10 protein-coding genes are annotated in these 11674 nt (G+C 59.7%); 4 read left to right on the forward strand and 6 right to left on the reverse strand.

Annotation, left to right across the window (positions count from 1 at the left end):
- The first annotated feature begins 160 nt into the window (after window positions 1-160).
- Window positions 161-1135 (forward strand): 2-hydroxyacid dehydrogenase, encoded by a 975-nt coding sequence (locus AC07W4_RS27565; RefSeq protein WP_495034695.1) that lies wholly within the window; start codon window positions 161-163, stop codon window positions 1133-1135.
- Between the two features lie 186 nt (window positions 1136-1321).
- Entirely contained in the window at window positions 1322-1831 is a 510-nt protein-coding gene (locus AC07W4_RS27570; protein WP_495034696.1) for a DUF2165 family protein, read from the forward strand.
- A gap of 27 nt (window positions 1832-1858) precedes the next feature.
- On the opposite strand, the gene AC07W4_RS27575 is transcribed toward AC07W4_RS27570, so the two are convergent.
- A complete protein-coding gene (locus tag AC07W4_RS27575) occupies window positions 1859-2761 on the reverse strand; it encodes a DMT family transporter (RefSeq protein ID WP_495034697.1) in 903 nt (300 codons plus the stop codon).
- A gap of 151 nt (window positions 2762-2912) precedes the next feature.
- Here AC07W4_RS27575 and AC07W4_RS27580 point away from each other — a divergent pair, with 151 nt between their 5' ends.
- Complete coding sequence (locus AC07W4_RS27580) at window positions 2913-3788, forward strand: helix-turn-helix domain-containing protein (RefSeq protein WP_495034698.1); 876 nt, start codon at window positions 2913-2915, stop codon at window positions 3786-3788.
- A 157-nt stretch (window positions 3789-3945) separates the two neighbouring features.
- On the opposite strand, the gene AC07W4_RS27585 is transcribed toward AC07W4_RS27580, so the two are convergent.
- The 5 genes from AC07W4_RS27585 to AC07W4_RS27605 all read right to left on the reverse strand — a co-directional run bounded on the left by AC07W4_RS27585 (window position 3946) and on the right by AC07W4_RS27605 (window position 10013).
- Window positions 3946-6375 (reverse strand): TonB-dependent siderophore receptor, encoded by a 2430-nt coding sequence (locus tag AC07W4_RS27585; protein ID WP_495034699.1) that lies wholly within the window; start codon window positions 6373-6375, stop codon window positions 3946-3948.
- 257 nt (window positions 6376-6632) lie between these two features.
- On the reverse strand, window positions 6633-7622 hold the full coding sequence (locus AC07W4_RS27590) for a FecR family protein (RefSeq protein ID WP_495034700.1): 990 nt from the start codon (window positions 7620-7622) through the stop codon (window positions 6633-6635).
- Window positions 7619-8191 carry an RNA polymerase sigma factor gene (locus AC07W4_RS27595; RefSeq protein WP_008046770.1) on the reverse strand — a complete coding sequence of 191 codons (573 nt, stop codon included), beginning with the start codon at window positions 8189-8191 and terminating at the stop codon, window positions 7619-7621. Before AC07W4_RS27595 ends, AC07W4_RS27590 begins: the two co-directional genes overlap by 4 nt.
- 252 nt (window positions 8192-8443) lie before the next feature.
- Window positions 8444-8851: an HPF/RaiA family ribosome-associated protein gene (locus AC07W4_RS27600; protein WP_008046771.1), complete on the reverse strand. Its 408-nt coding sequence runs from the start codon at window positions 8849-8851 to the stop codon at window positions 8444-8446.
- A gap of 214 nt (window positions 8852-9065) precedes the next feature.
- Entirely contained in the window at window positions 9066-10013 is a 948-nt protein-coding gene (locus AC07W4_RS27605) for a LysR substrate-binding domain-containing protein (RefSeq protein ID WP_008046773.1), read from the reverse strand.
- A 135-nt stretch (window positions 10014-10148) separates the two neighbouring features.
- On the opposite strand from AC07W4_RS27605, the gene AC07W4_RS27610 reads away from it, so the two are divergent.
- Window positions 10149-11525 carry an L-serine ammonia-lyase gene (locus AC07W4_RS27610; RefSeq protein WP_495034701.1) on the forward strand — a complete coding sequence of 459 codons (1377 nt, stop codon included), beginning with the start codon at window positions 10149-10151 and terminating at the stop codon, window positions 11523-11525.
- Window positions 11526-11674 lie beyond the last annotated feature (149 nt).

Consider the following 11674-nt stretch of genomic DNA (forward strand, 5'->3'; position numbering starts at 1 on the left):
AGGCCGACCTGGTAAAAGCACGGCCTGCCTGACGGCAGGCCGTTACCGGCCCGCACACAAAATATCTGACAGTCCCTTGACCGCCTGACGACTCGCACAAATCCCGCGAAGAATGTTAGCGTGCTCATCATTCTTCACCGCCCGACGAGCCTGCCCCCCCATGAAAAAGACCGTCCTTGCATTCAGCCGCGTCACCCCGCAAATGGTTGAACGCCTGCAACAAGACTTCGACGTCATCGTGCCGAATCCGAAATACGGCGACATCAACGCCCAGTTCAACGAAGCCCTGCCCCATGCCCACGGTTTGATTGGTGTAGGCCGCAAACTCGGTCGTGCGCAGCTGGAAAACGCCGCCTGCCTTGAAGTGGTGTCCAGCGTCTCGGTGGGCTACGACAACTATGACCTGGCCTACTTCAACGAACGCGGGATCATGCTGACCAACACGCCGGATGTGCTCACCGAAAGCACCGCCGACCTGGCGTTTGCCCTGTTGATGAGCAGCGCCCGTCGCGTCGCCGAACTGGATGCCTGGACCAAGGCCGGGCAATGGCAGGCCACTGTCGGTGCGCAACTGTTCGGGTGCGATGTGCATGGCAAGACCCTGGGTATCGTCGGCATGGGCAATATCGGTGCGGCCATCGCCCGACGCGGTCGCCTGGGGTTCAACATGCCGGTCATCTACAGCGGCAACAGCCGCAAGACCGCGCTGGAACAGGAACTCGGCGCACAGTACCGCAGCCTCGATCAATTGCTGGCCGAAGCTGATTTCGTCTGCCTGGTGGTGCCGCTCAGCGAGAAAACCAGACATTTGATCAGCCATCGTGAACTGGCGCTGATGAAGCCGAGCGCGATCCTGGTGAATATTTCCCGTGGTCCAGTGGTGGATGAGCCGGCGCTGATCGAAGCGCTGCAAAACAACCGCATCCGTGGTGCCGGGCTGGACGTATACGAAAAGGAACCGCTGGCCGAGTCGCCACTGTTCCAGCTGAACAATGCCGTGACCTTGCCGCACATCGGCTCGGCCACCCATGAGACCCGCGATGCCATGGCCAACCGTGCCTTGGCCAACTTGCGCAGTGCGCTGTTGGGGGAACGACCGCAGGATCTGGTCAATCCGCAAGTCTGGAAGGGTTGAAAAAAAGGGCAGGCGTTATATGCGCCTGCCCATTAATGCCAAGAATAAAACAGTATTAATCTCAACCTATCAAAAAGCTGTCTGAATACACACCCTGCAATTCAGTCAATAAACAAACAACAAAAACACGCGCTAGACTCTCCTTACTATTCCAGGCAAAACGGAACAACAAAGGAGATCACCACCTTGAACCAACTTACGACAAGTAAAATCATACGTTTCAGCAAAGCCACACTGATGTTATTCATTAGCTTTTTTGGATTGCTGGTGATGTACAGCAACTTTACAGACTACGCAAGCAACTACGAAAGCATCAGCAACATCCTGAGTATGGAGAGCACAGGTGACGACGGGAGATACAGCTACAGGGCCGTTACCTCGCACATGCTCCACCACCGTATCTACTGGCTCATCATTACACTCGAGGTTATCTACACGATCTTCTTCATGATCGGAACCTGTTATCTTTATAAAAACATGAACGGCAGCGCTGAAGAATTTCACGAGGCCAAAAAGCCCGCGATCATTGGATTACTCATTGCACTCCTGCTTTACTATGTCGGCTTCCAGGTTATCGGCGTGGAATGGTTCAACATGGACCAATCACACGCCTGGAGTTACAAAGACTGGAGCCGGCATATTGTCGACTTCATACTTCCGCTGCTGATTTACATTGCGATCAGAGTCGAGGACTGAGGACTTCAGCGATCGATGAAAGTCATCTCAAGCGAGCTTGCCACTCCCCTGTACCAAGCGTGGTTTGGGTTTGCGAAACACCAGTACGTTACCCGACATCACCAATACCAGCCCCAACAGCGCCGGCATCGTCCACTGATAACCCTCGACGAACGCTGACACGTTGAGCGCCACCACCGGAAACAGCACCGTGCAGTACGCAGCACGCTCAGGCCCCATGCGGCCGACCAGGGTCAGGTAGGCAGTGAAACCGATCACCGATCCCGGAATCACCAGATACAACAGTGACCCGATGTAACGTGCGCTCATTTCCATGTCGAAGGGAATGCCTTTGACCAGGCACCACACCGTGAGCATCGCCGCCCCGTAGGCCATGCCCCAGGCATTGGTGGTCAGCGGCTTGAGACCGGCCTTCTGTTGCAGGCTTGAAAGCATGTTGCCCGCCGAGAAACACAAGGTGCCGCACAGGGCCAGACCGAGACCGAGCAAGGTTTCCGGGCTGGCGGCATGCCCGGCCAGCTCCGGCCAGAACAGCAGTCCCAGCCCAAGCAGGCCCAGCACACCGCCCATCAGCACATTGCGGGCGATTTTCTGACCGAAGAACACCCGCGCGTTGAGGGCATTCCACAGGGTGGCGGTGGAAAACACCACGGCCACCAGACCGCTGGGGATCCACTGGCTCGCGGTGAGGAAGCACATGAAGTTGACGCAGAACAGGCACAGGCCCTGAGCCAGGCAGATCAGGTGCCCGCGACGGTTCATCACTTGCAAGCGTCGGCTGAGCAGCAGGATCACGAACAGCACCAGCGCGGCGAGGCCGAAGCGATAGACGATCGACACGGGAATGGCCACCACGCCCAGTTGCCATTTCAAGGCAATCCAGGTGGTACCCCAGATCAGCACGGTCAGCAGGTACAAAGAAAGGTTCATGACTAAGGCTCCTCGATAGGAGCCCAGTGTCCGGCGCTACGCCCTGGCGCACTTGCATAAACTTGCGCTTTTGTCCGGCGACACGCTGGCAGGTGCGCGTCTACAGAGTAGGATGCAAGGCGTTGGATGCAGGTGTTAGAGAGCAACGATCATGGCTGCACTGGATACCCTACAAGTTTTTCAAGCCCTCAACCGCTCGCCGAATGCTCGCCTGGAGCACAGCGCCGAGCTCGGTGACGGCTTGTCCGCAGCCTTGTGGAGCAATCACCACGACGCCCAGGAGTACGAAGCGCCCAGCCACCACACGTTGTCCTGTTACATCGCCGGCGGCACCGGCACCTTTCGCCGCGACCAGCCCGGCAACAAGGGCGGCCCGGACAAACTGTGCATCCTCCCGGCCGATCACCAGTCAGGCTGGGTGATCAACGGCAATATTCGCCTGGCGCACCTGTACTTCAGCCCCGAACAATTTGCCCTTGGCTGCGTCACCCTGCTCGATCGCGAACCACGGGAAATGCAACTGCGCGAGCAAACCTTTCTCGATGATCCGCAGCAGGCGCTGCGCTTTCGGCAGTTGATCACCTTGAACTGGGACGAGCCGGGCGAGCGACTGCTCACCAGCAGCCTGGCTCACGAATTGCTCAGCCACGCCCTGCTCAGCCAGGTCAACACCCGGCAAGGCCTGCGCCTTAAAGGTGGATTGGCCGCGCATCAGCGTCGGCATCTGGTGGAGTTCATCGACAGTCATCTGGACGAGGCCATCAGCCTCGGTCAGTTGGCGGCGCTGTGCGCGTTGTCGGAATACCACTTCGCGCGGATGTTCCGCGAAAGCTTCGGCTTGCCACCCCACCAGTACGTGCTGGCGCGGCGCCTGAACCGGGCGCGGGAGTTGCTGCGCACGACCTCGCAGCCGCTGGGCGACGTTGCCTTGGCGTGCGGTTTTTCAAGTGCCAGTCACTTTACCAACCGCTTTCGCCAGGCGTTGGGTGGAACGCCCGGTGAATATCGACAGGCGTTTTTGCGCTAGGCTCGGGATTTTTCGTGGCCTGTATGAGCGCCTTCGCGGGCAAGCCCGCTCCCACAGGAATTGGCGCTGCTCTCAGATTTTGAGGCAACCTCTGAACCTGTGGGAGCGAGCTTGTTCCGGGCGGGGTTCCGACGATGAACGATGACGCGGTCTGTCGTCAGAACTCCAAAGTGCTCGACAACGTCACCTGCCGCGAATCCCCCATCGAAACAAAGAACCGACTCGCTGCCGAGGTGTAATAAGTGCGGTCGAACAGGTTCTTCACGTTGAGCTGAAATTTGACCTTCTGCCCTTCGACCCTGGTGTCGTAAGTGGCGAACGCGTCGGCCACGGTGTAGCCCGGCAGGTCGAAATCGTTCACCGCGTTGCCCGCACGCTCACCCACATAACGCGCCCCGGCGCCGACCCGCAGCTGATCACCGCCAATGATGCTGCCAAAGTCATAGACGGCCGAAAGCGAGCCGCTGTTCTTCGCCACGTTTTGCAGTTGATTGCCTTTGTAGTCCGGGTCTTCGGTGACTTCGGCATCGGTGTAGGCATAACTGCCGATCATGCTCCAGCGATCGGTAAGCTGACCGCTCAGGTCCACTTCCAGGCCACGGGAACGCACTTCGCCGGCGGCACTGTAAATCGTGGTCGGGCCTTCGGCGTTGGCCACCAGCACATTGCGTTTCTTGATGTCGAACAGCGCGATGTTGCCGGTGACGCGGCCCGGCAGATCAAGCTTGGCACCCAGTTCCCAGGACTTGGCTTCTTCCGGGGCCATACCGCCGTCAAGCACGGTACTGCTGCCGCTCAGTGGCGCGATGGTGGAGTTGGGTTTGAACGACTCGGTGTAACTGCCGTAGAACGACAAGGCATCGGTGTACTTGTACACAAGGCCCGCGCGCGGCACCCATTTCTGCCCGTTGCTGTCAGTGTTGGCGTGGAACGGCACGCCTTTGCCGGCGTATTGGTCGTATGCCTGGAAACGCGCGCCGGCCACCAGAATCCACTGCTCGTTGAGGTGGATGGAGTCCTGCAGGAATACCGAGTCGCTGCGCAGTTCATCGGTCTGCGCGCTGTCGGCCGCACTGACGGTGGTACCCGGCACCTCCCGACCATAGACCGGATTGACGTAACTGAATGTGGTCAGGCTTTTCTGGCGAATCAGGTCTTCGCGGTAGATCTTGCGGTACTCGTCATCAACGCCGAACAGCAGGTCGTGCTGCATGCCGAGTACGTTCACGTTGCCTTCAAGGCTGGCGGTGGTGAAACGGTCGGTGCTGATCGCATTCCGGGTGCCGTCCATGCTGCGGGTCAGGGTGCCCTTTTTGGTGTCGATGGCGGTCACGCGCACCTGGCTGGCATCGTAGGTTTCGCGGTTCCAGCTATAGCCGAAATGGGCTTTCCAGTTGTCGTTGAGTTCGTGATCGGCCTCGAAATGATAGAGGTCCGAGCGCCCTTCCATGTTGTTGAACGGTTCGTCGAGACGCTCGTTGCGCGAGATGTCCAGCGGGTGGTTGGTTCGTGGATCGATCAGAGTGCCGCGGTCGAACGGTGTGAGAAATTCGCGGTGCTCATAGGAGAACAGCAGGCTGGTGCGTTCGCCGTACCAGGCCAGCGACGGCGCGATCAGGCTTTCGCGATGCACTCCGAAGTTGCGCCAGTAATCTTCGTCTTCGTAGTCCAGCACCATGCGATAGGCCAGCCCGGAATCGCCGAGGGCACCGGTGCTGTCGAGAGTGCCGCCGCTGCCGTTCTTGCCGTCGCCATAACTCGAACCGCGCGCGGTCAGTGCGTTGTACTGCTCAAGCTCGGGCTTCTTGCTGACCATGTTGACCACACCGCCCGGATCCTGGATGCCATAAAGCAACGAGGCCGGGCCCTTGAGCACTTCGACCCGGTCCACGCTGGCGTTGAGGCCACGGCCCTGCACGATCGGCATGCCGTCGCGCATGATCGAGCCGTTACGATTGTCGCCGAAGCCGCGGACCATCACCGAGTCCTGGGTGCTGCCCAGAGTGTTGGCCTGAGTGATGCCGCTGACATTGGCCAGGGCGTCATCGAGATTGCGCGGCGCCTGGTCGCGGATGACCTGGGCCGGGACGACGTTGATCGTCTGCGGGATTTCCTGAACGGGGGCCGAGGAGCGCATCACCGAAGTGGTGGGTGGCGGCTGGTAGCTCATGGAGTCATCCATCGACGAGGTGATGGTGGTCGCGCCGAGATTCAATGCACCTTCAGTTGGCCGAGGTTCCAGAGCGAAGGTGTGGCCGTCGGTGCGGCGGAAGGTCAAGCCCGAACCGGTAAGCAAGCGTTGCAGGGCCTGTTCGGCGGTCATCTGGCCGTTGATGGCCGGCGCATTCAGACCATAAGGCGCTTCATCGGTGTAGACGACGCTGTTACCGGTCACCCGGCTGAAATCACTCAGGGCCTGGGGCAGCGGTTTAGCGGCCAACGCGAAATTGAATTGCCCACGCGACTGACTGCTGCCCGCCTCTGCGGCCAGCGCCACGCTCAGCGGCAACAATGCCATTGCCGAAAAGCTCAACGCAGACACACCCAACCATTGTTTGACCGAACCCGATTTTGCCCTGGACTTCATGACTCATGACCTGTGTAGAACCGCAACGGATGCGAATGACTCGCAGTTTCAGTCACTACACGGATGACAATCGGGGTTACCTCATCACAATTTGAAAATATTTTTATTCCAGGTGATGCAGTGTTTGAACTGGCCCCTTCGCGGGCAAGTCGGATCGCCGCACCGCCGCTCCCACAGTTGATCTGTGTCGGACGCGAAATCGGCGTAAACCCACTTACCCTGTGGGAGCGGGCTTGCCCGCGAAGGGGCAAGCAGCTTCAACGCAGAATAATCAGATACCCCAACACCTGATGCTGCTCAAACCCCAACACTCCCTGCAAAGAACTCAACACCGCCTGCGGGTTCTTGCTCGGGAAGCTGCCACTGACCCGGCGTGCCGCCAGTTCATCGTCGAGCAACACGATCCGCCCGGGGTAATAGCGCCCCAGATCCCGCACCACGTCGGCCAACGTCGCCTTGTAGTAATTGAGCCAGCCCTGGCGCCAGGCCAACTGCGCTTCGCTGTCCACCGCGTGGAGTGTTTGCGCTGTGCCTTCGCCGTAGGCCACTTGCTGGCCGGCGGTAAGAATTTGCTGTTCGGCGTTCTTGTCCGCCGACACGCCAACCCGCCCCGACAACACCGTGACCTGCGCGCCATGGGGCTGCAAACGGACTTCGAACTGCGTGCCCAGGACCCGCGCCTGCCCTTTCTCGGCGTCCACCACAAACGGCTCGCCGGTATGGGTGACGCTGAAAAAACCGGCGCCGCGGCGCAGTTGCACATGCCGCTCACCGCGACTGAAATCCACGGCGATGGCGCTGTCGGCATCCAGTGTCACCTGCGACTGATCGGCCAGGGTGACTGTGCGAATTTCCCCAGGTGCCGAGACGTAATCCGCCCCCAGGTCATCCATCCAGCGCATCGGCTGCCAGCCTGTGCCAAGGCTGATCATCAACAGCAGGCACGCGGCCATCACCAACGCACCGGACCAGCGCGCGACCGTGTTGCGCCGCGGCTTTTCCATGGCGTTGAGATAGCCCCGCAAGGCAAAAGCGTCTTCATCGGCGAGCGTACGCGCCGGCCCTTCGCTCAACTCCCACAGCACTTGCGCCTGGGCATAGGCTTCGGCATGGGCGGGGTCGGCCTGCAACCATTGGCTGAATGTCGCCTGGTCACCGCTGCTGGGCTGGTCATGCAACAAACTCAGCCAGGCCAGTGCGGCCTGCTCCTGCGCGGGCGTCGGAATGACGCGTTCGAGGTGGTTCACGGTGCTTTCCCTGGCGTTCGTGTTTCGGGCTCCCGAAGGCTCGCCTTGCAGGCTTCAAGGGCACGCATCATATGTTTTTCCACGGCACTTTGGGACAAGCCCATGGCCTTGGCGATCTCGGCGTACTTACGGCCGTGAATGCGATTGAGCAAAAAGATCTGCCGCGTGCGCTCCGGTAACGCGCGCAACGCAGCTTCGACATGGCGCAAATCGTTGCCCGCCTCCAGCGCGGCTTGTGGTCCGCTGCCATGGCTGTCCGCAGGCTCCACCATCAAGCCTTCGCTAGCCCGGACTCGTGTGCCTTCACTGCGCAAATGGTCGATGGCGATGTTGCCGGCGCAGCGCAGCAAGTAGGTGCTGAGTTCCTCGACCTGCACCAGCGGCCGCCGCCAGAAACGCAGGAACAAATCCTGAACCAGGTCAGCCGCCGTCGCCCGGCAACCGACGCGACGATTCACCAACGCCTCCATTTGCGAGCGCTGGGAAAGAAAGACCTGGAGAAAATGCGCACGGTCGCCGCGCTGTTGATCGAGCTCGATATCGTGGGGGTCGGGGGGCAGAGTGATCATCGTTCATGTTTCGATCTGAAAACCGGGGAGGCCACGACAGCGTCAGGGGGCCGGCAAGGCCGCAATATTAATGATAAATATTCTCATATGCAAAAAGATCGGAGGCAGCCCTCTATTACGCCCGTTGGTTGCACCGCAAACCTGGCTGCTCCCAGAGCCAGCCAATGGCCATGGAATCCAAAAGCCACCGAAAACAAAACGGGCCTGCAATGCAGGCCCGTTTTCATGGGAAGGTAAAAAGTGAATCAGGTATCAGCCATTAAGCGCTGCCTGTTCGTTCTCAAGAAACTCTTCTTCCAGCAGATGGTCGGCATGGGCGGCACTCTCGATGGGCACCACATTGGCTCGTTTTCCGCGTAATTTGCCGAACATATGCTCCAGCGCATGTTCAAGTTTGGTGGCCGCTCCGTCGATCGCCTGCTCCATGGTGGAGGCTTTATGGGTGACGGAAACCGGTTGATGGCCTTTTGGCCGCGCCTCCAGTTGGCAGCGCATGTCGTGGGGACCCGGCTTGTCGCCGTTCTCGTCCCGCAGGTGAACCTCGACTCGTGTCAGGTCCTCTTCGTAGCGTTCGAGCGTGCTCTCAATGGTCGTACGTACCCACTCCTCCAGTCGTTTACTGCCTTGAATATGGTTATCGCTATTGACTTGGATTTGCATAGTTCATCCCTTATTTCAGCTAGCTCGCGAGAGGCCGGTCAGCTAAGCCCTTGGGCGTCATCACCGTGACCTCTTGGTTACACAATCGGTCTGTACGCTGAACAATTCAACCCCTGAAATAAGATAAATATTCATACGCAAAAAAATCCGGACAAGGAGCAAAAGCGCTGTTAATGTCGGGAGTTGGGTCGCCCTGCTCCTGCGTAATAATTACTCACATTTGCCGCTCCCCCAGCGGGTGCAGGCTGCGAAAAGCACCCGCCTCCTCCACCAACCAATCGTGCACCGCGCGCACACCCGGATGGCTCAACGCCCCCGGTGCGTAAAGCAGCATGTAGCGCTTGTGATTGGGCACCGCCAGGCCAAACGGCACGATCAAGGCACCACGCTCCAACTCATCATTGAGCAAGGTTCGTCGCGCAATCGCTACGCCCATGCCAGCGATGGCCGCTTCGATGGTCAGGTGATTGCGGTTGAACGTATGCCCGCGTCGCACATCCGCCCCTTCGAAGCCGATGGCATTGAGGTAAAACTCCCATTCCGCGTACTCATAGCTGCCGCGCCAGGCGGTGATGTCGTGCAGCAAGGGAAAGTGCATCAGGTCTGCCGGACCGTGCAGCGGCGGACGACCACGCAACAGGCTCGGCGCGCACACCGGAAAAATCTGTTCATCCAGCAAGGCTGTGGATAACAGGCCTGGGTAGCTGCCGTCGTTCAGGTCGATCGCCAGGTCGAAGTCGCCTTCATGCAGCGGCACGCTGCTGTCCTCGGCCACCAGGCGCAACTGGATGTCGGGAAAGCGCTGCTGCAAACGCGGCAGGCGCGGCGTCAGCCATTTGCTCAGGAACGACGGAATCGAACGCACCCGCAGAATCCCGCTGATCATGCCTGCATCCAGTCGCCGCAATTCCGCGTCGATGCTGCCAAAGGCCTCGTTGACGGTAATGGCCAGGCGCTGGCCCTCTGCACTCAGCTCCACCCCGCGGGCCCGGCGATGAAACAGGCGAAAGCCCAGGCGTTCTTCCAGCTGGCGGATCTGTTGGCTCACCGCTCCCGGTGTGATGTGCAGCTCTTCGGCGCATCGAGTGAACGACAGGTGCCGCGCGGCACAGGCAAACACGTTCAGCCAGACATACGTCTGGGCGTGTAATTGACGGCTCATCGTTTAGTACCGCTAAAGGATGTCTTAGGAATTTTCGTTGGTCACACAGGATCGTGACAGGCAGTATCGCCCAAATTGCGCTTGTCCTACAGAAATGGCAGCGATTTCCCTTCCATTGCATGTACAGGCTTTAGCATGGCTATCAGTGTTTTCGATCTCTTCAAAGTCGGCATCGGCCCGTCCAGTTCCCATACCGTCGGTCCGATGCGCGCTGCCGCAACCTTTGCCCAAGCGCTGGTAGATCAGGGTTTTCTGGCTGAGGTGCGACGCGTGGAAATCCGCCTCTACGGTTCTCTGTCAGCGACTGGCGTCGGCCACGCAACGGACCGCGCCTGCGTCATGGGCCTGATGGGCGAATGGCCTGATCGTATCGATCCCACTACCATCGACGGTCGCATTCACACCCTGCGGGAAACCGGCAAATTGCGTCTGGCAGGTGCCGTGGAAATTGCCTTCGACTGGCAACGCGACCTCCTGCTGCTAGACGAAAGCCTGCCCTACCACCCCAACGCCATGTCCCTGACAGCTTTTAGCGAAACCGGCGAACTGTTCGAGCAGACCTACTACTCGGTGGGTGGCGGTTTCATCATCGAAGCGGCCGAAGCCGAATCCGGGATCGCACCGGCCGGCGATGTGGTGCTGCCTTACGATTTCTCCAGCGCCGCCGAACTGCTCAGGCTCTGCAACCAGCACGGGCTGCGGGTGAGTGAATTGATGATGGCCAATGAACGGGCATGGCGCAGTGACGCAGATATTCGCCAGGGCCTGTTGCATATCTGGTCGGTGATGCGCGAATGCGTCGAACAGGGGTTGCGCCACGAAGGCATCCTGCCCGGCGGGCTGAATGTTCCGCGTCGAGCGGCGAAACTGCATCGCAGCCTGCAGGAAATCGGCAAGCCGAATGTCATTACGTCCACCTTGTCGGCAATGGAATGGGTCAACCTGTACGCCCTCGCCGTGAACGAAGAAAACGCCGCCGGCGGGCGCATGGTCACGGCACCGACCAACGGCGCGGCGGGGATCATTCCGGCGGTGCTGCACTACTACATGAAATTCAATGCAGATGCGTCTGACGATGACGTGGTCGCGTTTTTCCTGGGCGCCGCTGCCGTCGGCATCCTGTGCAAGAAAAACGCTTCGATCTCCGGGGCCGAAGTCGGCTGCCAGGGTGAAGTCGGCTCCGCCTGCGCCATGGCCGCCGCCGGCCTGGCAGAGGTGCTTGGCGCCACCCCGGAGCAATTGGAAAACGCCGCTGAAATCGGCCTGGAACACAACCTCGGTCTCACCTGCGACCCGGTTGGCGGACTGGTGCAAGTACCGTGTATCGAGCGCAACGCGATTGCCGCGGTGAAGGCCATCAACGCCACGCAAATGGCCCTGCGCGGCGACGGCAAACACTTCATTTCCCTGGACCGGGTGATCCGCACCATGCGCGACACCGGGGCCGACATGCACGACAAGTACAAAGAGACGTCGCGGGGCGGCCTGGCGGTGAACTGGGTGGAATGCTGATCGCTTTGGTTGCACGCCAGCCATTATTGCCCTGAAACGGGCAGGCAAAAACAAGGCGGGCCTCAGTGCCTGATGCCGATCAGTTAAGCCACAACGCAATCTGTAGCAGCTGGCGTAGCCTGCGTCCGGCTGCGCAGCAGTCGTAAAAT

The organism is Pseudomonas sp. GW821-FHT02A08 (assembly GCF_059422045.1).